General features: G+C 63.8%; 17 protein-coding genes. 6 read left to right on the top strand and 11 right to left on the bottom strand.

Annotated features, from left to right (window positions below; translation table 11 throughout):
- Positions 1-3: 3 nt before the first annotated feature.
- Positions 4-1,575, bottom strand: a complete 1,572-nt coding sequence (locus M1D74_RS02840; protein ID WP_458116395.1) for an MDR family MFS transporter — start codon at positions 1,573-1,575, stop codon at positions 4-6.
- Complete coding sequence (locus M1D74_RS02835; protein ID WP_458116394.1) at positions 1,572-2,195, bottom strand: TetR/AcrR family transcriptional regulator; 624 nt, start codon at positions 2,193-2,195, stop codon at positions 1,572-1,574. Before M1D74_RS02835 ends, M1D74_RS02840 begins: the two co-directional genes overlap by 4 nt.
- Positions 2,196-2,415: 220 nt before the next feature.
- Between M1D74_RS02835 and M1D74_RS02830 the strand changes: the two genes are divergently transcribed.
- From M1D74_RS02830 to betT, 4 genes are all read left to right on the top strand, one after another.
- Entirely contained in the window at positions 2,416-3,042 is a 627-nt protein-coding gene (locus tag M1D74_RS02830; RefSeq protein ID WP_458116393.1) for a TetR/AcrR family transcriptional regulator, read from the top strand.
- A gap of 96 nt (positions 3,043-3,138) precedes the next feature.
- Positions 3,139-4,653 (top strand): aldehyde dehydrogenase family protein, encoded by a 1,515-nt coding sequence (locus tag M1D74_RS02825; RefSeq protein ID WP_458116392.1) that lies wholly within the window; start codon positions 3,139-3,141, stop codon positions 4,651-4,653.
- Positions 4,654-6,294: a GMC family oxidoreductase gene (locus M1D74_RS02820; protein WP_458116391.1), complete on the top strand. Its 1,641-nt coding sequence runs from the start codon at positions 4,654-4,656 to the stop codon at positions 6,292-6,294. It abuts the gene before it with no gap.
- A 549-nt stretch (positions 6,295-6,843) separates the two neighbouring features.
- A complete protein-coding gene (gene betT, locus M1D74_RS02815; protein ID WP_458116390.1) occupies positions 6,844-8,976 on the top strand; it encodes a choline BCCT transporter BetT in 2,133 nt (710 codons plus the stop codon).
- A gap of 248 nt (positions 8,977-9,224) precedes the next feature.
- Here the strand turns inward: betT and M1D74_RS02810 are convergent, their stop codons facing one another.
- The 9 genes from M1D74_RS02810 to M1D74_RS02770 form a co-directional block, all read right to left on the bottom strand.
- Positions 9,225-10,187, bottom strand: a complete 963-nt coding sequence (locus tag M1D74_RS02810) for a 2-hydroxyacid dehydrogenase (protein WP_458116389.1) — start codon at positions 10,185-10,187, stop codon at positions 9,225-9,227.
- Positions 10,184-11,383 carry a pyridoxal phosphate-dependent aminotransferase gene (locus M1D74_RS02805; protein WP_309124130.1) on the bottom strand — a complete coding sequence of 400 codons (1,200 nt, stop codon included), beginning with the start codon at positions 11,381-11,383 and terminating at the stop codon, positions 10,184-10,186. The genes M1D74_RS02810 and M1D74_RS02805 overlap by 4 nt, the downstream gene beginning before the upstream one ends.
- A gap of 78 nt (positions 11,384-11,461) precedes the next feature.
- Positions 11,462-12,835, bottom strand: coding sequence for an L-serine ammonia-lyase (locus M1D74_RS02800; RefSeq protein WP_458116388.1), 1,374 nt, complete (start codon positions 12,833-12,835; stop codon positions 11,462-11,464).
- Positions 12,836-13,474 (bottom strand): sarcosine oxidase subunit gamma, encoded by a 639-nt coding sequence (locus M1D74_RS02795; protein WP_458116387.1) that lies wholly within the window; start codon positions 13,472-13,474, stop codon positions 12,836-12,838.
- Positions 13,467-16,409: a sarcosine oxidase subunit alpha family protein gene (locus tag M1D74_RS02790; RefSeq protein ID WP_458116386.1), complete on the bottom strand. Its 2,943-nt coding sequence runs from the start codon at positions 16,407-16,409 to the stop codon at positions 13,467-13,469. The genes M1D74_RS02795 and M1D74_RS02790 overlap by 8 nt, the downstream gene beginning before the upstream one ends.
- A complete protein-coding gene (locus M1D74_RS02785; protein WP_458116385.1) occupies positions 16,406-16,825 on the bottom strand; it encodes a sarcosine oxidase subunit delta in 420 nt (139 codons plus the stop codon). The genes M1D74_RS02790 and M1D74_RS02785 overlap by 4 nt, the downstream gene beginning before the upstream one ends.
- 37 nt (positions 16,826-16,862) lie before the next feature.
- Positions 16,863-18,083: a sarcosine oxidase subunit beta family protein gene (locus tag M1D74_RS02780; protein WP_458116384.1), complete on the bottom strand. Its 1,221-nt coding sequence runs from the start codon at positions 18,081-18,083 to the stop codon at positions 16,863-16,865.
- On the bottom strand, positions 18,080-19,378 hold the full coding sequence (gene glyA, locus M1D74_RS02775; protein ID WP_309070204.1) for a serine hydroxymethyltransferase: 1,299 nt from the start codon (positions 19,376-19,378) through the stop codon (positions 18,080-18,082). Before glyA ends, M1D74_RS02780 begins: the two co-directional genes overlap by 4 nt.
- Positions 19,379-19,492: 114 nt before the next feature.
- Positions 19,493-20,173, bottom strand: a complete 681-nt coding sequence (locus M1D74_RS02770; RefSeq protein ID WP_458116383.1) for a GntR family transcriptional regulator — start codon at positions 20,171-20,173, stop codon at positions 19,493-19,495.
- Between the two features lie 121 nt (positions 20,174-20,294).
- On the opposite strand from M1D74_RS02770, the gene purU reads away from it, so the two are divergent.
- Both purU and M1D74_RS02760 read left to right on the top strand, forming a co-directional pair.
- A complete protein-coding gene (purU, locus tag M1D74_RS02765) occupies positions 20,295-21,209 on the top strand; it encodes a formyltetrahydrofolate deformylase (protein WP_309124633.1) in 915 nt (304 codons plus the stop codon).
- Between the two features lie 54 nt (positions 21,210-21,263).
- Positions 21,264-23,756 (top strand): GcvT family protein, encoded by a 2,493-nt coding sequence (locus M1D74_RS02760; RefSeq protein WP_458116382.1) that lies wholly within the window; start codon positions 21,264-21,266, stop codon positions 23,754-23,756.
- The last annotated feature ends 18 nt before the right edge of the window (positions 23,757-23,774 follow it).

The raw sequence follows: 23,774 nt of genomic DNA, 5'->3' as shown, positions 1-23,774 counted from the left end.
TCCTCAGCTCACGGCGTTGGTCTGCGCAGGGTCCGGCGCTATGCCTGCCTCCCGCTCCACCCGGGTGTCCCGCTCGATGACGGTCGACAGCGCCTTTTCATGGACGAACGCGAGGAGGATCGCAGCCATGACACCGACGGGCGCCATGTAGAGGAACAGTGGAGTGAGCGCATCGTTGTAGGACTGGATGATCGGCAGCTGCAACGCTTCAGGCAGTGCATTGACCAGCTCCGGCGTCAACGAGTTGGCGCCGCCCTGCAGCGCCGTGCCGCCCGCGGGGAGCCGCTCGAGCAGCAACTCCCCCACCCGTGCCGTGAAGAGGCTGCCGATGACGGCGGACCCGAGAGTGGCGCCGATCTGCCGGAAGTAGTTGTTGGACGCCGTCGCTGTTCCGACGACGCGGTTCGGGAAGGTGTTCTGCACGATCAGCACCAGAATCTGCATGCTCAAGCCCAGCCCGGCGCCCATGATGGCGATGAAGACGCAGATCAGCCACACGGGCGTCGTCGGGGTGATGGTGGAGAGCAGCAGCAGCGCTACGGAGACCCCGACGGAGCCCACTATCGGCATCCACTTGTAGCGGCCCGTCTTGCTGACGAGGACTCCAGAACCCGTGGAGGTCAGGATCAGTGCGCCCATCATCGGGATCATCAGCAGTCCGGCGTTCGTGGCGCTGGCCCCGGTGACCATCTGGAGATACGTCGGCAGGTACCCAATGGCGCCGAACATGGTCACGCCGATGAGCAGTCCCCCCGCAGTGGTCAGGACGAAGTTGCGTTCCCGGAACAGGTTCATCGGGAGGATCGGCTCCTTGGCCCTGCGCTCGACCGCGACAAAGAGCGCTCCGGTGATAACGGCGAGCGCAAAGAGTCCGAGTATCTGCGTTGACAACCACGGATACTGGGTACCACCCCAGGTGCCTACCAGGACCAGCGACGTCGTCGCGATAGCGAGCAGCACCATTCCGGCCACATCGACATGGGGGTGGACCCGTTCACGCGCAGGCAGGTGGAGGAAGAACAGCACCACGACGATCGCCAGAACACCCAGGGGCATGTTGATCCAGAACATCCAGCGCCAGCCCGGACCTTCGGTGAACCAGCCGCCCAGCAGTGGTCCCGCGACTGAGGCGATCGCGAACACTCCGCCCATGGCACCCATGTACTTTCCGCGCTCCCGGGCGGGAACGACGTCGGCGATGATGGCCTGGGAGAGGATCATCAAACCACCGCCGCCCAGACCCTGCACAGCGCGTCCGGCGATCAGCCACTCCATATTCGGGGCGAGACCGCCGACGACGGAGCCCGCCATGAAGATGGCGATCGCCAGGAGCAGGAGGCTTTTGCGCCCCATCAGGTCGCCGAGCTTGCCGTAGATCGGCATGACGATCGTGGCGGCGAGGATGTAGGCGGTGATGACCCACAGCATTTGGTCGACACCGTTGAGTTCACCGACGATCGTGGGAAGCGCCGTACTGAGGATCATCTGGTTCAGTGCGGCCAGAAGCATGGACAGCATGAGGCCGACGAAGAGCAGAAGCAGGCCCGACTCTTTGCGTGCAACGGTTGTGGTCATCGAATTTCCTCAAGTACTTCCCGGAGCAGCGCGGTGGCGCCGTCGAGTGCGGAGAACTGGTTCTCAATGGTGGGTGAGTCAGCTGCCTGCTGGAACGCGTACCGCATGGGTGCACCGGCAACGAGGACGATCATGCGGGCCACGTCTTCCCCGGAATTGCGGCTGAGCGCGGCCTGCCAACGGCCGGAATCGGTAAGCGCAGCAGCGACGACGTCCCGGACCAACTGTTCCACGCGCAGGAAGTACGCGTACCGACGCTGGCGCAGGAACGGGTAGGCGGTCAGCACCTCAACGCGCCGGCTCATTTCCGGCTCGCCGCCCTCGGTGGAATGTACGACGGCGATGAGCAAACGCGATACCTGCTCCAAAAGATCATTCTCGGGAGAGAAATCCTGAAGCAGTCCGTCATCGATACTGGGCTCCTGCAGCCCGAGGATCGCGTCTTCCTTGGTGCTGAAGTAATTGAAGAACGTCCGGGGAGAGACGTTGGCGTCGGCAGCGATCTGCTCAACCGTCACGGCCTCCGGCCCCTCCTGGAGCGTGAGGCGGGTTGCGGCGTCGTGAAGCGCGGCCCAGGTTTCGGTGCGCTTACGCTCCCGAAGGGAAACTAGTTGACTCACCGAACCATTGTGTCACGCAACTAAATTTTGCACAACTGCAAGGTTGCATTCGTGCAAAGCGGACCCCTGCCAAATGATTACCAGCAAGGGTTATAACGGCTCCGTGACTGGGAGATGACCTCCATGCCCGGGACGATGTCGTCGTGGGCGAACTTAGGCGCTGCCTTCCTCTGCTGCCTGACGAGGTGCACCCATCGGCGTTTCACCATAGTCTGGCCACGTGGGTACAAGCACCGTTAGATCCGGCGAACAGATTGACCGACAGGCGCGCATTCTCGAAGCGGCGATGGACCTGCTGTCGCGCCACGGGATTTCGGGCGTTAACATGCGCGCCGTGGCGCGCGAAGCCGGTGTAGCGCTGGGGCTTGTCAACTACTACTACCAAGACAAGGCGTGCTTGATTCGTGCCGCTCTGCATCGTATTGACGAGCACGACCTCATGCTGGTCGAGCCCGACCCTGATTTGCCTCCCGACGATCAGCTCCGCAAAGCTCTGCGGCGCGTCGCGGGCGCCGAACTTTTGACCACTCGATATTTGTCGCTGCGTCTCCACCTTTGGGCCTTGGCTCAGGCCAGCGAGGACTTCGCACAGATCAATGCGGTGGCGTTCGAGCGATATCTCGATGGACTCGCGACTCTGATAGGGAGTGCCAAGCCCGAGCTTTCCCATGATGAGTGCAGGGAACGGGCAGCCGACATCGTCGTCGTACAGAACGGTATGTGGCTAACTGCGCTCCTCGGCGTAGACCAGGCATCAATTCAGCGAAACATCGCCCACACCGAGAACATAGCCTTCGCCCCTTCGCGCAAGAACGAGCGTGAGCAGAGCGAGCTCAAGGATTTGTAGGGCCCGCTGGCTCGCGACACAGCTTTGGATCCACTGGTGGACCAACGTTCAAAGTGAATCTTGAACGTTTGTTCAACGTGCACTAATCTGTCTGGTATGAGCTACGCCACACAATCCACGGATACCGCATGCACTCTATTCATCAATGGCTCGTGGGAGCCTGCGGAGTCCAGCGCGATGCGTGAAATTCGCAACCCCGCCGACGGTGAATTGGTCGCCACAGTGTCAGAGGCCGGCAGGGCGGATGCCGAGCGGGCCATCGCTGCCGCCCGCGCGGCCTTCGACTCTGGAGTCTGGTCTTCGGTCCCGGCACCCGAGCGCGGTGCCTTCCTACTAAGGGTTGCCGCCGAATTGCGTGATCGCCGCGAGAAATTCGCCCGCGCCGAGTCTCTCGACACCGGAAAGCGGATCATCGAAAGCCGAATCGACATGGACGACATCGCCGCCTGCTTCGAATATTTCGGCAGGATCGCAGGCCAACAGCCAGGCCGCGTGGTCGACGCCGGGGACTCCACCGTCGTGAGCAGGATCGTCTACGAGCCAGTGGGGGTCTGCGGCCTGATCACGCCCTGGAACTACCCCTTGCTTCAAGCGGCGTGGAAGATCGCCCCGGCATTGGCGGCCGGCTGCACCTTCGTCCTCAAGCCGTCCGAGCTGACCCCGTCCACCGCGATCCTGACCATGCAACTGCTGCAGGACCTGGGACTGCCCGACGGCGTCGCCAACCTCGTGACCGGTGTCGGCGCGGAGGCGGGCGCACCACTCTCGGAACACCCCGACGTCGACCTGGTCTCCTTCACCGGTGGGCTGGAGACCGGCAAGCGCATAGCCGCGGCTGCCGCCGGCACCGTGAAGAAGGTGGCGCTGGAGCTCGGAGGCAAGAACCCCAACGTGATCTTCGCCGACGCGGACTTCGACGCCGCCGTCGACAACGCGCTGAACGGGGCATTTGTGCACTCCGGGCAGGTGTGCTCCGCCGGCGCGCGACTGGTGGTCGAGGAATCGATTGCCGAGCGCTTCGTCGATGAGCTGGTCCGCCGTGCCCAGGACATCCGCATCGGCGGCCCGTTCGATGAAGCTGCCGAGACAGGGCCGCTGATTTCGGCGGCTCACCGCGAAAAGGTACACACCTACGTTCAGCGCGGACTGGAGGAGGGCGCGCGACTGCGGTGCGGTGGCGCGGCGCCTCAAGGAGAGCAGTACGACGCCGGATTCTATTACGAGCCAACCGTCCTGGACCATGTGCAGAAGGGGATGTCCGTCGTCGTCGATGAAGCTTTCGGTCCGGTGGTGACCGTTGAGACCTTCCGAACCGAGGATGAGGCGGTCGCAACCGCCAACGACACGATCTACGGGCTGGCCGGGGCTGTCTGGACACAGGACGCCGGCAAGGCCCAGCGTGTGGCGGGCCGACTGCGGCACGGCACCGTCTGGATCAACGATTATCACCCCTACCTCCCGCAGGCCGAGTGGGGCGGCTTCGGCCAGTCCGGCGTCGGCCGCGAGCTCGGGCCTACCGGTCTGGCCGAATACCAGGAATCGAAGCACATCTACCAGAACACCAACCCGCAGGTGACGGGCTGGTTCTCGGAGCACGGCAAGGAGAACTAGATGCATATCGAAAACGTCGAGAACCTCAACAAGCGCGAGTTCGACTACATCGTCATCGGCGGCGGGTCTGCCGGAGCCGCAGTAGCCGCCCGGCTTAGCGAGGACCCCGCCGTGTCCGTGGCACTGGTGGAGGCCGGTCCTGACGACCGCGGGATACCCGAAGTACTGCAGCTTGACCGCTGGATGGAGCTTCTGGAATCCGGCTACGACTGGGACTACCCAATCGAACCGCAGGAGAACGGCAACTCCTTCATGCGCCACTCCCGTGCCAAGGTTATGGGCGGCTGCTCCAGCCACAATTCCTGCATCGCCTTCTGGGCACCGCGCGAAGACCTGGACGAGTGGGAGTCAAAGTACGGCGCCACCGGCTGGAATGCTGAGACCGCCTGGCCGCTCTACCAGCGGCTGGAAACCAACGACGACGCCGGCCCCGATGCGCCGCACCACGGAGACTCCGGACCTGTGCACCTGATGAACGTGCCTCCGGCGGACCCCACCGGCGTCGCACTCCTGAAAGCCTGTGAACAGGCCGGCATCCCCCGAGTCAAGTTCAATACCGGCACCACGGTAATCAACGGCGCGAACTTCTTCCAGATCAACCGCCGTGCAGACGGCACTCGCTCCTCCAGCTCAGTCTCCTATATCCACCCGATCATCGAGCGCGGGAACTTCACCCTGCTGACCGACCTGCGCGCCCGACAGTTGGTTTTCGATGCGAATAAGCGCTGCACCGGCGTCGATGTTGTGGATTCTGCGTTCGGCCGGACCCACCGGCTCTCCGCGCGCTGCGAGGTCGTCCTGTCGACCGGCGCCATCGACTCGCCGAAGCTGCTCATGCTCTCCGGTATTGGGCCCGCCGCGCACCTCGCCGGGCACGGCATCGAGGTCCTGGTCGACTCCCCCGGCGTCGGCGAGCACCTGCAGGACCACCCGGAAGGTGTTGTGCAGTTCGAAGCGAAGCAGCCGATGGTACAGGTCTCGACGCAGTGGTGGGAGATCGGCATCTTCACACCTACCGAGGAGGGCCTGGACCGCCCGGACCTGATGATGCATTACGGCTCCGTCCCGTTCGACATGAACACCCTGCGGTACGGCTACCCGACCACGGAGAACGGCTTCAGCCTCACCCCGAACGTCACGCACGCCCGCTCCCGCGGCACGGTCCGCCTGCGCAGCCGGGACTTCCGGGACAAGCCGATGGTGGACCCGCGGTACTTCACTGATCCGGAGGGCCACGACATGCGCGTCATGGTCGCCGGTATCCGCAAGGCCCGTGAAATCGCTGCCCAGCCCGCCATGGCGGACTGGACCGGCCGAGAGCTCTCGCCCGGCGTCGAAGCGCAGACCGACGAGGAACTGCAGGACTACATCCGCAAGACCCACAACACCGTGTACCACCCCGTGGGGACCGTCCGAATGGGACCAGCCGATGACGAGATGTCTCCCCTTGACCCCGAGCTGCGGGTCAAGGGCGTCACCGGCCTGCGCGTCGCCGACGCCTCTGTGATGCCCGAACACGTCACCGTCAATCCCAACATCACCGTCATGATGGTCGGAGAGCGCTGCGCCGACCTCATCCGCGCCAGCCGTGCGAGCGAAACAACGACGGCGGAGGCGCGGCTCAGCGCGGTTCTCGCCTGACCGTCAGCGGGCGTAGTGCGGGCTCCGGACCCGTTATGCGAACCCGGTGGAGGGGTGCATCCTGCTCCCTCCACCGGGCCTTTCCGTATGAGCTCGGGTCGTGCGCGCGGAGCTGGCTTGATCTTGAATTCTTCCTATTCACAAGTCTTGAACGTATGTTCAATCTGATCTACTCTCCTCATATGACCTACGCCACACTTTGCGGAGTCGTTCGGGCTCCTCGCAGGGGATCCGGCGGAGGCACAGCAAGACCAGGCAAAACACTTGGGGGAAACGGCCGGAGGCCCACAATCGCTGCCTGCCGTTGATTTCGCCCGCGTCCAATGGCGGTCACGGGTAATAACCATCGTGCTTTTCTGACGTAGGAGTCCAAATATTGGAACGCAACAAGAGTGCTGATTCATGCGGCATGGACGAGTGCGGCTACGTTGATAGCCCACGACGAATGTCCGCGGTTGCCACAATGTGCCCGGATCTGAGTCTGCCCCGTGCCATTTCCGCCTGCACGAAACATCGCCACGACGTGCGGTGCACAACGAGAGGGACGAAATGAGTCAGATAACCGACACTTCGCCCGTAACAGCTAGTGGAGACGGCGACACGACTCCCGCGGCTCGAACCCGCGTCAATTGGACCGTCTTCATCGGATCGGCCGCCGGGATCCTCGCAATCGCCATTTGGGCCATGAGCGACGCCGCAGGCGCTGAGGCCCTGATCGGCTCCATGGTCGCCTGGGTATCCACCAACATGGGGTGGTACTACTTCCTGATCGTCACCGTGGTGGTGGTGTTCGTCCTGGTCATCGCCCTGACCCGGGTGGGCAAGACGAAACTCGGCCCGGACCATTCGAAGCCGCAGTTCAGCATGTTCACCTGGGCGTCGATGCTCTTCGCAGCGGGCATCGGCATCGACCTGATGTTCTTCTCGGTGTCCGAGCCCGTGACCCAATATCTAGCTCCCCCGCAGGGTGACGGCAGCACCGTCGAGGCCGCCCGGCAGGCCATGGTCCTTACCCTGTTCCATTACGGCATCACTGGCTGGGCTCTTTACGCGCTCATGGGACTGGCCCTCGGCTACTTCGCCTACCGGCATAATCTGCCCCTGAGCATCCGCAGCGCCCTGTACCCGATCTTCGGCAAGAAAATCAACGGCCCGCTCGGCGACGGCGTGGACATCGCAGCCCTCCTCGGGACCATCTTCGGCATCGCCACCTCCCTGGGAATCGGCGTCGTGCAGCTTAACTACGGACTCAGCCTCATGTTTGGGCTGCCCGAGAACGTCGCCGTGCAAATCGGCCTGATCGTCGTGGCCGTTGTCATGGCTACCGCGTCTGTGCTCTCGGGCGTCGAAAAGGGAATCCGCCGGCTCGCCGAGCTGAACGTGATCCTTGCACTCGGCCTCATGGTGTTCATCCTCCTGACCGGCAAGACCAGCTTCCTGTTAGACGGAATCATTCAGAACACCGGCGACGTGCTCAGCCGGTTTCCGGCCATGACACTGGACGCCTTCGCCTACGACCGGCCCGGCGACTGGCTGCAGGGCTGGACACTCTTCTTCTGGGCCTGGTGGATCGCCTGGGCTCCCTTCGTCGGGCTCTTCCTCGCGCGCATCTCCCGTGGCCGCACCATCCGCCAGTTTGTGCTGGGCACCCTCATGGTCCCCTTCGCGTTCATCCTGGTGTTCATCTCGATCTTCGGCAACAGTGCCCTCGACATCGTGATGAACGGCAATGCCGCCTTCGGGGAAACAGCGATGGCCCAGCCGGAGCGCGCATTCTATGGCCTCCTCGAGCAGTACCCCGCGGCGCCGCTGATCATCGGCGTAGCCACCTTCACCGGACTGCTCTTCTACGTCACCTCCGCCGACTCAGGTGCTCTCGTCATGGCCAACTTCACGAGCCACCTGAAGGACGCCGGCGCCGACGGACCCAAGTGGCTGCGCGTCTTCTGGGCCCTGGTCACCGGACTCCTGACGCTCGCCATGCTGACCGTCGGCGGAGTGACGACGCTGCAGAATGCGACGATCATCATGGGTCTACCGCTCTCGATCCTGCTGCTGTTCATCATGCTGGGCCTCTACAAAGCACTGCGCGTGGAGAACTCGCTGGCGGACAGCTACCGTTCGAGCCTGCCGGGAATCATCTCCGGCCATAGCGCGGACGGATCGTCGTCACGAACGTGGCGGCAGCGCCTCCACCGCGCCATGACCTACCCGGGTCCGAAGCAGGCGAACCGCTTTGTGGATACCGTGGCGCTGCCCGCGTTGCAGGAGGTGTACGACGAGTTGAAGGCGCAGGACGCCGACGTGACCCTGGCGACGGGTATCGTCGAGACCTGCGGCATCCGCCACGTCGACCTTCTGGTGAGGCTCTGCGATGAGCGCCCGTTCAAGTACCAGATTTACCCGGTTCAGTACGACACCCCGTCCTACGCGCCCGGAAATGCCGGGCTCGAATCGAAGTACTACCGGATGGAGGTCTTCTCCCTGGAGGGCAGCCACAGCTATGACCTCGCCGGCTACAGCAAGGAACAGGTCATCACCGATGTCCTGGACCACTACGAAACCCATCTCGAATTCCTGCACCTGAACCGCGCGGTTCCCGGTACAACGGCCGTCATCGAGGACCAGGCTGCCAAGGACAACTGGGAATCCGACTTCCTGCATCAGGAGGAGACAAAGTGACACGGCGCCTATTTCCGCGCGAAAGCCGGGCGTCGAGGTCGGAGTGATCCATCCTCACTCCGCTGAGCCTTGCTGGTGATGCCATAGGACCGTCCACCCAGAGGAAGGCCGCCATCGCACCCCACGGCGGCCTCCCTCTGAGAGGACGGTAAAAGGGCGGCAAGGTCCCGGACGTAAGACTCTTGCCATCGGCCCGAGGACACGCAACTTCCGCAGGGAGCTCCCTCAATTGCGGGGTGGACCTGTCACTAGGAACTGATCGCTGCGGGCGGTCTTTCCCCGCTGAGCACGGCCAGCACGTTGTCTGCGGCGAGCATTGCCATGGCGGTGCGGGTCTCAACGGTGGCGGAGCCGAGGTGCGGCACGAGGGCTACGTTCTCGAGCTCGAGCAGCCCGGGATGCACGCTGGGCTCGTTCTCAAACACATCCAGGCCTGCGCCCGCGATCTGTCCGTCACGCAGCGCGGACGCGAGTGCCGCTTCGTCGACGATCGGTCCCCGCGCGGTATTGATGAGGTACGCCGAATCCTTCATCGAAACCAGTTGTTCGGCGCCGATCAGATGATGCGTGGCAGGACCGTAGGGGCAGTGCAGCGAGACGACGTCAGAAATGGCCAGCAACTCGTCGAGCTCTACCCGCCGGGCGCCCAGTTCAGCGGCTACCCGGGGATCGATCTCGCTGCGCGACTGGTAGACGATTTCCATGCCGAAGGCTCTGGCCCGGCGAGCGGTCGCCTGCCCGATGCCGCCCATACCGACGACGCCGAGGGTCTTGCCCTGCAGACTGCTCCCGAGCAGGAAGAACATGCCCCACTTCCAGGCCTGACCCGAGCGGATGATCCGTTCCCCCTCGCCGAGCCTGCGGGTCGCCATGAGGATCAGCCCAAACGCGATGTCGGCTGTGGCGTCCGTGAGAACCCCGGGAGTGTTGGTGGCCACGATGCCCCGCTGGGAACAGGCAGGCACGTCGATGTTGTCATAGCCGACTGCGACGTTCGCGACCATTCTAAGCTGCGGTCCGGCGGCGTCGAGCAGCTCGGCATCGATGCGCTCGGTGAGCAGGCTCACCACGGCATCCGCCCCGGCTACCCGGCGCAGGAGCTCCTCACGGCCGATCGACTCCGAGCCCTCCCACGCATCGACCTCATGCTCGGCGCGAAGCTTTTCAATAGCGGCTTCGGGGACCCGCCCCGTGACGACGACCCGGCTCATGCCGTCTCGATCCACTTGCGCAGGCGGCCAAGTCCGTCGCGGATATCGGCGACGTCGATGCCCGAGTATGCAAGCCGGATGTACTGCCGCTCCTCGCCGGGCTGACGGCGCCCGAAGTGTTCCCGCGTACAGAAGGAAACGCCGGTCTCATGCAGCGCTGCGGAGGCGAAATCACCGACTGCCGCGTACCCCAGGCGCTCCATGACCTCGGTGACGTCGGGGAAGAGGTAGAACGTCGACTGCGGCACTGCTACGTACATCCCGGAGATGTCGTTCACGAGTTCGCAGGCGGCATCCCGCCGCTCGCGGAGAATATCGAGCATTTGCTGGACGGGTTGCTGGGTGCCACGGAGCGCTTCGATGCCGGCCCACTGCACGTAATGCGTTGTGCATGACTCATCGTTGGTGTTGAGCGTGCTGAGGACTTTGGCGATCTCGACCGGGGCGACGGCGCAACCGAGGCGGGATCCGGTCATGGCGAACTTCTTGCTGAACGTATAAAGGATCACCGTGCGCTCGGCCATGCCGGGAAGTGACGCGATCGAGGTCGAGACACCCTCATAGCGTGTCTCGAAGTACGCCTCGTCGGAGAGCACCCAGAGGTCGTGCTCCTGTGCGAGCTGCGCGATAGCCTCCCGCTCGGCCTCCGTCGACTCCGCCGAGATGGGGTTCTGCAGGTCATTGTAGATGATCGCTACCGTGTTCGGGGTGATGGATGCCCGTACCTGGTCGAGGTCAATCGCGAAGCCCTGACTCGTGGGCACATAGCGGTACGGAACCGCCGTACCGCCCAGGTACTCGATCTGCGATTCGTAGATCGGGAAGCCCGGGTTGGGATAGAGCACTTCCTGGCCAGGGTTCATGACCGCCTGCAGGAACTTGGTGATGACCGGCTTGCCGCCCGTCATCACAACGACGTTGTCGGGCTTGAACTTAACACCTCTCCGGGACCCGATATCGTCGGCGAGAGCCTCACGCAACGGCGGGATGCCGGGGCCCGGGCAGTAGCCCGTGTACCCGTCTGCGATCGCCCGGTTCATCGCCTCGACGATATGCGGGGCAGTCGGGATGTTGATGTCGCCCAGATGGAAGGGGTACACGAGGTTTCCCTTCGCCTTCCAGGCGGCTGCGGCCTGTGCGACGCTGAAGGCGGTCTCGGTGCCCAGACGTTCGAGCCGGTGCGCGAGTTGCTGCATGCCGTTCCACTCCTCATCGAGTTGGCGATCAAAGTTCAGGTAATAAATGGTGCTCAGGCGATGGAAGCTGTCAGGCGCTCAGCACTCGATGACGTTCACCGCCAGGCCTCCGCGGGAAGTTTCCTTGTACTTGCTCTTCATATCCGCTCCAGTGTCGCGCATCGTTTTGATGGCTTTGTCGAGCGACACCTTGTGGCTGCCGTCGCCGTGCAGGGCAAGGCGGGCAGCGTTGATGGCCTTCACGCTGGCGATGGCGTTGCGCTCGATGCAGGGGATCTGCACCAGCCCGCCCACCGGGTCACAGGTCAGGCCGAGGTTGTGTTCGATACCCACTTCAGCGGCATTTTCCACCTGGGCAGGTGTCCCGCCCAGCACTTCGCAGAGCCCGGCGGCGGCCATGGAGCAGGCCGAGCCCACCTCACCCTGGCAGCCGACTTCCGCTCCTGAGATGGAGGCATTGATTTTGAACAGGATTCCGACGGCGGCTGCGGCAAGCAGGAAGCGGACCACGCCGTCGTCGTTGGCGCCGGGGACGAACTTCACGTAATAGTGCAACACTGCAGGAACGATGCCTGCTGCGCCATTGGTCGGTGCGGTGACTATCCGCCCGCCGGCAGCGTTCTCCTCATTCACGGCCAGCGCGAACAGGTTCACCCATTCCATCGCGCGCAGCGGGTCGGTCACCCCGGTGTCCGCCGTCAGGGTCTGGAATAACGACGGCGCCCGCCGTCGAACGCTGAGCCCGCCCGGAAGTATCCCGTCCGCGGTGCAGCCGTTGTCAACGCATTCGCGCATGACCGCCCACAGTCCCAGCAGCTTTTCCCGCAGCTCCGCTTCGGTCCGCCACACCAACTCGTTGGCGAGCATCACGTCGGAGATGGACATGCCTTCACGGCTGCAAATCGCCAGGAGCTCGTCCGCGGTGTTGAAGGGGTACGGCAGGACAGTCGCGTCGGCAACTACCTTGTCACCGGCGTCGGCGTCCCCGTCAACAACAAATCCGCCTCCGATTGAATAGAAGCTTCGTTCACTCAGCACAGATCCGGCATGGTCCAAAGCGCGGAAGGTCATGCCGTTGGGATGTGCGGGGAGGGATTTGCGCCGGTGCAGCACCACGTCCTCGTCCCAGTTGAAGTCCACCCGGTGGTCGCCGCCCACCCACAGCTCTGCGTCCAGGGCAGCGGCGGCCACCTGGTCATCCGCGGTGGAGGTATCCACGGTTTCAGGCTCCAGCCCCTTGAAGCCCAGGACCACGGCCTTGTCCGAGCCGTGACCCCTTCCGGTCGCACCGAGGGAGCCGAACAGCTCGGCCTGGACCCGCCTGGTGGAGCTCAGGTGTCCGTCTCCCTTGAGGCCGTCGGCAAACAGCTTCGCTGCCCGCATCGGGCCCACCGTGTGTGACGACGACGGCCCGATGCCCACGGAGAACAGGTCCAGGACGCTGAGGGCCATTCAGGGAACCTCAGGCGAGGCGTACTCCCGCATCGCGTCCAGAAGCCAGTGACCCAGGAAATCAGCGAACGACGCGCGGGGGAAAAGCCGGTAGCTTTCGTCACCGGTCTTCCACAGCACCACCGGAATGTTGCCGATCTCCGTCGACAGGGCGGTGCCGGCCTTCAGCACGCGCGGGTGCAGGTCCAGGGAGCATCCCTTCTCAAGTACAGCCCGCGCCCGCGGTCCCCTCAGTTCAAAGGTGGTGCGGTTGGCGGAGAGATCCACCACCTGGCCGGCCCCGTCACCGAGTGCTTCCCGGAGAGCCTGGATGAGGTCTCCGCCTAGGGACTCGTGCGCTTCGCGTGGTGCCACTACCAGGAACTCTTCAGGCCCGAGCCACAGCACCGACGTGTCCCCGTGATCGCTGACGTCACCACACGCTGCGGGCAGCCCGCCGGTGATGGAGACGATGCGCTCTCCGGCGTCGCTCGTACGATTGATTCGGAGGCCGACCATGGTCAGGAAGACCACTTCGGACAGCTCCACCACGCCGCGGACAGACCCGGTTTCAAAGTCTGCCCGGAGCTGGGCGGCTGGGCTGACACGGAGGGAGAGATTCTTCTCGTAGGAGGTTGCGGGTGCTGCTGTTTCAGCCATCTTTGCGGGTCCCTTCGGGGTCAAATAGCACGGTTTCGGCGACGACGACGTCCACGAGTTGGTCGCCGGCGGCCGCCACCAGGGTTTCGCCGATGCGGTTACGGCCGTTTCTGATCAGTGCCAGGCCGAACGACCTGCCCAGGGCCGCGCTGTGATAGCTGGAGGTGACGAAGCCCTCCATCGGGACCGGCCCGTAGGCGGGGTTGGTGGAGCGGCCCTTTTCCACGAGCTGGGTTCCTTCCGGCAGCCGCAGCGTCCCGTCCACGGGTAGAACGCTGACCAGGTGCTTGCGGTCCTCGCGCCGGGCATCGGCCCGGGAGTAGGAGCGCTTACCGATGAAGTCCTTGGCCTTGGAGACGACCCATTCCATCCCGGCATCCTGGGGGGTGACGGTTCCGTCCGTGTCCTGACCCACGATGGGGTAGCCCTTCTCGGCGCGGAGCACGTGCATGGTTTCGGTGCCGTAGGGAGTGATGTTGAATTCAGCACCGGCGGCTGCGACCGCTTCCCACGTGTTGAGCCCGTACCAGGCCGGCACGTTGATCTCGTAGGCGAGTTCACCGGAGAACGAAATCCGGCAGACCCGGGCGCGCACGCCGGAGGCGAGCGTCGTTTCACGGAAGGTCATGAACGGGAACGCTTCGGCTTCCAGTCCCCCGTCGGCGGCCAACTCCGGCGCCACCTTGGCAAGGACCGCGCGGGATTTGGGCCCGACGACGGCAATCGTGCTCCACTGTTCGGTCACCGAAGTGCAGTGCACATCCAGCTCAGGCCACTCGGTCTGCAGCCATTCCTCCAGCCAATCCAGCACCTTCGCGGCGCCGCCGGTGGTGGTGGTCATGAAGTAGGTCTCCTCGTCCAGGCGCAGCGTCACGCCGTCGTCGAAGATCATGCCGTCCGCCAGGCACATGACACCGTAACGGGCCGAGCCCGGGGCGAGCTTTTTGAACGCGTTGGTGTAGATCCGGTTCAGGAACTCACCGGCGTCCTTGCCCCGGATCTCGATCTTGCCCAGGGTCGTGGCGTCCATGAAGCCCACAGACTCACGGACGGCCGCGCACTCACGCAACACGGCCGCGTCCATGTCCTCCCCGTCCTGCGGGTAGTACCAGGGCCGCTTCCACTGCCCCACGTCCTCGAACAGGGCGCCCTTCGCGACGTGCCAGGGGTGAATGGACGTCTTGCGGGCGGGGTCGAACAGCTCCCCGCGCTGGCGTCCGGCCAATGCCGCGAACGCCACCGGAGTGAACGGTGCGCGGTAGGTGGTGGTGCCAATGTCGCCGATGCCACGGGAGGCCTCACCGGCGGTACGCAGCGCGGCCGCGATGACGCCGATTGCGTTGACACCGGAAGTCTTGCCCTGGTCATTGGCGGTGCTGATGGAGGTGTAACGCTTGATGTGCTCCACCGAGCGCATGCCGGCTCCGGTCGAGCGCAGCACGTCAGCAACTGACTGGTCGCGCTGGAAATCCACGAAATGTTGGTGCCAGTCATCCGGAGTTCCCGTCTCACCGGGGACCAGCCACAACTGCCGGGTCGGGGCGGACGCCTTCGGCTCCGCCAGCGGTGACGGCACGACGGCGGACGCGAACCCGGCTGCGATGGCAGCCGACGCGCCGGCGGTGATTCCCTCGGCCAGGCAGTCTGCGGTGCCGAAGGAACCGCGTCCGGAGCCGACGATCTGCTGATTGGGTACCACGGTGCTCGGCACAAAGGCGGCCAGCTCGTCGTCCCAGCGCAGCTTTCCCTGCCGCTGGGAGTGCAGGTGCACCAGCGGGCTCCAGCCGCCGGAAACAGCGAGCAGATCGCAGGCGACCTGTTCAGTGCCGGAGGTGAGCTCGCCGTCGTCGTTAATGGCGCGGACGGTCACACCGTTCAGGCGGCCGCTGTTGTCGGCAGAGGTGTTCGCCACTGCGCTGCCGGTCAGCACCCGTGTGCCCGCTTCGACGGCGGCCGCTGCCACCTCGCTGAGCTGGGGACGGGCATCCACGACGACGGAGACGTTCACGCCGGCGCTGCGGAGGTCAGCGGCAAGGGCGTAGGCGCTGTCATTGGTGGTGCTGATGACCACGCGCTGCCCGGCGGCCACGGCGTAGCGGTTCAGGTAGCTGCGGACGGCGGAGGCGAGCATGATGGCGGGCCGGTCGTTGTTCTCGAACACCAACGGACGTTCGTGGGCGCCGGGGGCCAGTACAACCTGGCTCGCACGGATGTGCCAGATACGCTGGCGGGAGACTCCCGACGGCGCGGGCGAGGACAGGTGGTCGGTACGGTTCTGGACGGCGATGACATAGTTGGCGTCGTAGGCGCCGAAGGCCGTGGTGCGGTTCAGGACGGTGGACTCGGAGCCGGAAACGAGTTCGGCTTCCACGTCCGCCACCCACTCCAGGGCCGGCTTGCCCTCGATGGTCTCGGCCAGGTCCGGTGCTGTGGAGCCGGACAGGAGCGAGCCTCCCAGCTCAGGCTGGTCGTCCAGCAGCATGACACGGGCACCGGTCCGCACGGCTTCCCGGGCCGCGGCCAGGCCTGCGGGGCCGCCGCCGATAACCAGGACATCAGTGTGGACGTACTTCTTGTCGTACTCGGCATGGTCCTCCTCCGGGTCAAGCTTGCCCAGGCCGTTGAGGAGCTCTGCCTTCAGCCCATCCACCAGAGTGACGGTGGTGGCGGGAAGCATTGACTCGGCCACGTGGCCCGGGAAGCGCGGCTCCACCTTGACCATGGCGTTGGATTCCTCGACGCCGGCGGACATGATGCCGCGGGCGCGGCTCTCGTAGAGCGAGTTGCCAACGGCGATCCGGCCGTTGGCGATCAGGGCCGAGGCCAGGGTGTCGCCGGGATGACCCGTGAATTCCTCACCGTCCACGGTGAAACGCCAGGAGATGGTTCGGTCGATGCGTCCGCCGGCTGCGAGGCGTGCGTTTTGGGAAGTCACTTGGTTGCTCCTTCCGGGGCTGTGGTGCTGGAGATGCTGGTGGCGGAGGTGCTCGTGCCGGAAATGTCCGGAGCTGCGCTTCCGGTGGTTGTGCTGTCAGCGGCGGTGCTGGCAGTGCCGGTATCGGCAGTCCGCTGCCCGGCAGCATCGGGCCGGGGCGTACCCATCGGGTACACCGCCTGGATGTCGTAAGTCAGCGTGTCACGGAGCATGTTGAACCACTGACGGCAGCCCGTGCTGTGCAACCAGCGCTCGGCGAAGGAGCCCTTGGTGTTGTCCCGGTAGAACAGGAACTCGGCCCACTCACGGTCGGTCAGCTCATGGGGGTTTTCCGGGTAGGCAACGTGGGCCTGGCCACCGTAGTGGAACTCGGTCTCGTCACGCGAGCCGCAATTGGGGCAGGAGATGAGCAGCATGTGCGTCTTCTTTCTGGAGAGCGTCGGTCGCTGGCGGCTAGTGGGCGACGGCAGCAGCGCCGTGTTCGTCGATCAGCGCACCGGTTTCGAAGCGTTCCAGCGCAAACGGCTTGTTCAGCCTGTGCGGAGCGCCCGTAGCGATGTTGTGGGCGAAGGTGAGACCCGCAGCCGGTGTTCCCTTGAACCCGCCGGTGCCCCAGCCGCAGTTCACGAACATGTTCTCCACCGGGGTGTTGCCCACGATGGGGGACGCGTCCAGGGTGGTATCCACGATGCCACCCCAGGTCCGCAGAACGTGGGCACGGGCAAAGATCGGGAAGAGCTCAACCGCGGCTGCCATCTGGTGCTCGATCACATGGAACGAGCCCCGCTGGCCGTAACCGTTGTAGGAGTCCACACCGGCACCCATCACCAGTTCGCCCTTGTGCGCCTGCGAAACGTAGACGTGCACGTGATTGGACATGACCACCGTGGGGTGGACCGGCTCGTGCAGCTCAGAGACGAGCGCCTGGAGCGGGTGGGATTGGATGGGGAGACGGAAGCCGGCCATCTCGGCCAGGACAGAGCTGTGTCCCGCGGCGCACAGGCCCACTTTCCCTGTATTGATGGTGCCCCGGTTGGTTTTGACGCCAACCACCCGGTTGCCGTCCTTGACGAAGCCGGTGACTTCGCAGTTCTGGATGATGTCCACGCCCAGTTCGTCGCACTTGCGCGCGAACGCCCATGCGACATGATCGTGCTTGGCGATGCCTGCCCGCGGCTGGTAGGTGGCGCCCATGACGGGGTAACGGATGTTGTCATTGATGTTCAGGATGGGGCAGAGTTCCTTGACCTGCTGGGGGTCAAGCCATTCGGCGTCCACACCGTTGAGCTTGTTCGCTCCCACGCGCCGGACGCTCTCCCGCACATCACCCAGGGTGTGGGCGAGGTTCATGACCCCTCGCTGGCTGAAGAGGAAGTCGTACTCGAGCTCTTCCGGCAGGATTTCCCACAGCTTGAGGGCCTGCTCGTAGATGGCTGCGCTCTCGTCCCACAGGTAATTGGATCGGATGATCGTGGTATTGCGGGCCATGTTGCCACCAGCCAGCCAACCCTTTTCCAGGATGGCGATGTTGGTCATTCCATGGTTCTTGGCCAGGTAGTAGGCCGTGGCAAGACCGTGCCCGCCGCCGCCGACGATGACCGCATCATAGGAGGACTTGGGCTCGGGGTTGTGCCAAAGGAAATCCGGGTGCTCCGGAAGCAGATCGGCCATCATGCCACCTCGGTCGCGTCGGAGGAAAGGTTGGGGTAGAGCGGGAACTTGCCGGCCAGGATTTCAACCCGCTGCCGGAGTTCCGCCACAGTCTCGTCGTTGAACTCGCGCTTGAGTGCTGCGGCGATAATGTCAGCGACCTCGGTGAATTCCGCCTCTCCGAACCCACGCGTGGCGAGTGCCGGCGTTCCGATGCGAAGACCGGAAGACACCATCGGCGGACGCGGGTCGAAGGGCACGGCGTTGCGGTTGACCGTGATGCCGATCCGGTGCAGGCGGTCTTCGCCCTGTTGCCCGTCCAGCTCGGAGTTGCGCAGGTCCACCAGGATCAGGTGGACGTCGGTGCCGCCGCTGACGACGGTGGCACCGGACTCGGCGACGTCATCAGCGAGAAGCCGCTGGGCGATGATCCGGGCACCTTCCAGGGTGCGCTCCTGGCGTTCCCTGAATTCGGGCTCCGCTGCCAGCTTGAATGCGACAGCCTTTCCGGCGATGACATGTTCCAGGGGGCCGCCCTGCTGGCCGGGGAAGACTGCGGAGTTCACCTTCTTGGCAATGGCGGCGTCATTGGTGAGGATCACTCCCCCACGCGGGCCGCCGAGTGTCTTGTGCGTGGTGCTCGTGACAATGTGTGCATGCGGGACGGGGCTGGGGTGCAGGCCAGCTGCCACCAGTCCGGCGAAGTGCGCCATGTCCACCATCAGGTAAGCACCGACCAGGTCGGCGATGCGACGGAACTCAGCGAAATCCAACTGCCGGGAGTATGCGGACCAGCCGGCCACAATCAGCTGCGGCTTGTGTTCAATGGCCAGGCGTTCCACCTCCGCCATGTCGATCAGCATGTCCTCTTCGCCGACGCCGTACGGAACAACCTTGTAGAGCTTGCCGGAGAAGTTGATGCGCATGCCATGGGTGAGGTGCCCGCCGTGCGCGAGGTTCAGCCCGAGGATGGTGTCTCCGGGCTGAATGAGGGCGAACATTGCCGCTGCGTTGGCCTGGGCACCTGAGTGGGGTTGCACATTGGCGAATTCAGAGCCGAACAATGATTTCAGACGGTCGATGGCCAACTGCTCGATCACGTCAACGTGTTCGCAGCCGCCGTAGTAACGCTTGCCTGGGTAGCCCTCTGCGTACTTGTTGGTCAGGACCGATCCCTGCGCCTCCATGACCGCAGTCGGCGCAAAGTTTTCGGAGGCGATCATCTCCAGGGTGCCCTGCTGGCGCAGCAGTTCCTGCTGCACAGCGGCGTGGACCCGAGGATCCGTCTCTGCGAGCGAGCGAGTCAGAACGTCGACCATCATTTCTCCTAAGCCGTATCTAATATCCGCTTGATATATTAGTTATTTGGCTCAAGTATGCTACCGGCAGCAGCGAGAGTCAACACCTCAGGTGATTCCCCTCACCCAACCGGCTTAGGCGGCGAAGAGAGCCTCGCGAATCGCATGTTCGAAACCGATGACGTGAGCCCTCGCCAGTTCAGCAGCTTTTGCTTCATCACCGTCGACGACGGCACGCAGCAGATCCACATGCTCATGCACGTGCTGGGAAAGGTCGGGAAGCCGGTCCAGGACCATGCACCAGATACGGGTTGCAAGATTGTCGTAGCGGATCAGGACGTCTTCGAGATGGGGATTGGCAGCGGCTGCATAGATACCCTGGTGCACCTGCGCATCCAGCTGCAGGGTTTCGACGGCAGACGCCGACGCGATATCGAACGTCTCAAGAGCATGCATAACTGACCGCAACCGCTCCCTCGCCGCGTCCGTTGCTATCCGCGCCGCCCGGGAGGCGGCGAGGGGCTCGAGTTGGGTACGAATCTCCGAAATGTACGCAAGGTCGGTAACCTCCACCCGAGTGGCGAAAGTTCCCCTCCGGGGGTAGGAAACAACCAGGCGGTCCAGCTCCAGCCGCTTCAGCGCTTCACGCACCGGCGTCCGGCCCACTCCAAGATCCCTGGCGAGCAGGTCGTCATTGAGGAGATCGCCGGGCCTGATCTTCAAGGTCAACAGCCGGTCCCTGATGTTCTCGTATGCCACGTCTGCCAATGATTTTCTGGGCGTCTCATCGTCGACCGCAAGAGCCTCAAGAACCATAACGCCAACCCCTCTTCTCCAAAATGCGAAGCTATTGACCCCGCCCCTCCAACCAGTATACGCTGATTGCCAGCCCTAATATATCAGTATGTATTTTAGGAATATATCTAGAGGAGAAGACATGACCCTCATGGCATCCGATTCATCCACCAGCATCCTTCCCGAGCCAGAGGCCCGCCCGCAGGAACAGACGAGGAAGTTTGTTCTCACACTGTCGTGCGTCGAGCGCGCAGGCATCGTCCAGGCGGTCACCACGTTCCTCTTCGAGCGCGGGTTCAACATCGACGAACACCAGCAGTTCGACGACGGACTTCGTCAGACACTGCATCTGCGTACAGCCTTCTCGGGTTCCCCCGAGTACACGCCCGAAAGGCTCAATGAGGAGTTCAGCGCGATCGCAGATCGCTTCGAGATGAAGTTCAGCTTTCACGACGAAACCAAGCAACGCATCCTGGTCATGGTTTCCAAGTTCGGGCACTGCCTGAACGACCTGATCTTCCGCTGGCGCGGCGGCAGCCTCGGCGGCGATATCGCCCTGGTGGTATCAAACCATGAGACTCACCGTGCCATGGCCGATGCAGCAGGCCTTCCCTTCATCTACCTCCCGGTGACTCCGGAGACAAAGGCAGACGCCGAAGCGAGACTGCTGGAACTGGTGGACGAGCATGATATCGATCTCGTGGTGCTCGCCCGGTACATGCAGGTGCTCTCCGACGGCCTGTGCCGGGCACTGGAAGGCCGCGCCATCAACATTCACCACTCGTTCCTGCCGGGCTTCAAGGGCGCACGGCCTTACCACCAGGCCTACGACCGCGGTGTAAAGCTCGTAGGGGCCACTGCGCACTATGTGACGGCGGATCTGGATGAGGGACCGATCATTGAGCAGGAAGTTATCCGAGTGGATCACACCTACGGACCCACCACCCTTTCGACGGTGGGCCGGGACGCAGAAGCCCTCGCACTCTCACGCGCCGTCCGCTGGCACTGTGAACACCGCGTGCTGCTGGATCAGACCAGCACCGTCGTGTTCCGGTAAGCACGCCAACTGAAGCAGCAGAGTCCAAAGACGAAAATCAGCAGGAGAAAGCACATGGCATCGACGCCGCGCATTGTCATCATCGGAGCCGGAATCGTTGGCACCAACCTCGCCGACGAACTGGTCTCACGGGGGTGGAACAACATCACAGTCCTAGACCAGGGGCCGCTGAACATGCCGGGGGGTTCAACGTCCCATGCCCCAGGGCTTGTCTTCCAGACGAACCCCTCAAAGACCATGGCGCTCTTCGCCAAATACACGGTGGAGAAGCTTTTGTCCCTCACCGAGGACGGCGTGAGCTGCTTCAACCAGGTGGGCGGCCTTGAAGTTGCCACCACAGAAACGCGCCTCGCTGACCTGAAGCGCAAGCTGGGATATGCAGCGTCCTGGGGCATCGAAGGCAAGATCCTCACCCGTGAAGAGTGCAAGGAGCTCTACCCCCTCCTCAATGAGGAAGGCATCCTCGGCGGGCTTCACGTCCCGACTGACGGTCTGGCCAGCGCTGCCCGCGCCGTGCAACTGCTGATCAAGCGGACGGAGGCCGCGGGAGTCAAATACCTCGGTAACACCGCAGTCACCGGGATTGAACAGTCAAACCGCCGGGTCACCGGCGTCGAGACGTCCGACGGCGTCATCCCCGCCGACATCGTTGTCTCCTGCGCCGGTTTCTGGGGCGCCAAGATCGGAGAGATGATCGGCATGTCTGTCCCCCTGCTCCCACTGGCCCACCAGTACGTGAAGACCACTCCCGTGCCGGCGCAGCAGGGCAGAAACGCATCGCCCAACGGCGCTTCCCTGCCCATCCTGCGCCACCAGGACCAGGACCTCTACTACCGCGAGCACGGCGACCGCTACGGCATCGGTTCCTATGCCCATCGCCCCATGCCCGTGGACCTCGACGAGCTCGGCAACTATGAGCCCGCCACGATCACCGAACACAACATGCCGTCACGGCTGGATTTCACTCTGGAGGACTTCCTCCCTGCGTGGGAGGCCACCAAGCAACTGCTTCCCTCACTGCGGGAAAGCGACATCGAAGACGGCTTCAACGGGATATTCTCCTTCACCCCCGACGGTGGCTCCCTGGTGGGTGAATCCAAGGAGCTGGACGGATTCTTCGTGGCTGAAGCAGTGTGGGTGACCCATTCCGCTGGTATCGCCCGCGCTGTCGCCGAGCTCCTGACCACCGGGAAGTCGGAAATTGACCTGGGCGATTGCGACATCCACCGCTTCGAAGAAGTCCAGCTGACCCCCGAATACGTCAGCGAAACGTCGCAGCAGAACTTCGTGGAAATCTACGACGTCCTCCACCCGCTCCAGCCCAAGCTTTCCCCCCGCAATCTCCGCGTGAGCCCCTTCCACGCACGCCACAAGCAGCTCGGTGGGTACTTCCTTGAGGGCGGCGGATGGGAACGCCCCTACTGGTTCGAGTCCAACGCGGACCTGCTGAAGGAAATGCCGGCCGAATGGCAGCCGCCGGCTCGAGACGCCTGGTCCGGGATGTTCAGCTCACCCATCGCCGCCGCCGAGGCGTGGAAGACCCGCACGGCGGTAGCCATGTACGACATGACCCCGCTCAAGCGCCTCGAAGTCTCCGGGCCGGGGGCCCTGAAACTCCTCCAGGAACTCACCACCGCGGATTTGAACAAGAAGCCCGGCGCAGTGACCTACACCCTGCTGCTCGATCACGCCGGCGGCATTCGAAGCGACATCACGGTGGCGCGACTGAGCGAAGACACCTTCCAGCTCGGCGCGAACGGCAATATCGACACCGCCTACTTCGAGCGCGCCGCCCGTCACCAGACCCAATCCGGCACCGCCGACGACTGGGTCCAGGTTCGGGATACGACCGGCGGCACCTGCTGCATCGGCCTGTGGGGACCCCTCGCCCGTGACCTCATCGGCACTGTCAGCAGTGATGACTTCAGCAATGACGGCCTTCGATACTTCCGCGCCAAGAAGGTAGTCATCGGCGGCGTCTCAGTCACCGCGATGCGCTTGTCCTACGTCGGCGAGCTGGGTTGGGAGCTCTACACCACCGCTGACAACGGGCAGCGTCTCTGGGATGCCCTCTGGAAGGCCGGTCAGCCGTTCGGTGTCATCGCAGCAGGCCGCGCAGCGTTCAGCTCGCTCCGTCTCGAAAAAGGCTACCGCTCGTGGGGCACTGACATGACCACGGAGCACGATCCCTTCGAAGCAGGCGTCGGTTTCGCAGTGAAGATGGCCAAGGAGAGCTTCGTCGGAAAGGCCGCCCTCGAGGGCCGGACAGAGGAGAATTCCGCCCGCCGTCTGCGCTGCCTGACGGTCGACGACGGACGCAGCATCGTGTTGGGCAAGGAACCTGTCTTCTACAAGGAGCAGGCGGTCGGCTACGTCACCAGTGCTGCGTACGGCTACACCGTTGCCAGGCCAATCGCCTACGCGTACCTTCCGGCCGCTGTTTCCATCGGCGATTCGGTTGAAATCGAGTACTTTGGGCGCCGTATCCAGGCAACGGTCACAGCTGATCCGCTCTACGACCCCACCATGACCAGGCTCCGCGGCTAGTAACCGCGGTCCACCAGT

Source organism: Arthrobacter sp. D2-10 (assembly GCF_054161285.1).
The sequence above is the reverse complement of the archived record's forward strand: the minus strand, read 5'-3'. Positions and strand labels throughout refer to the sequence as shown.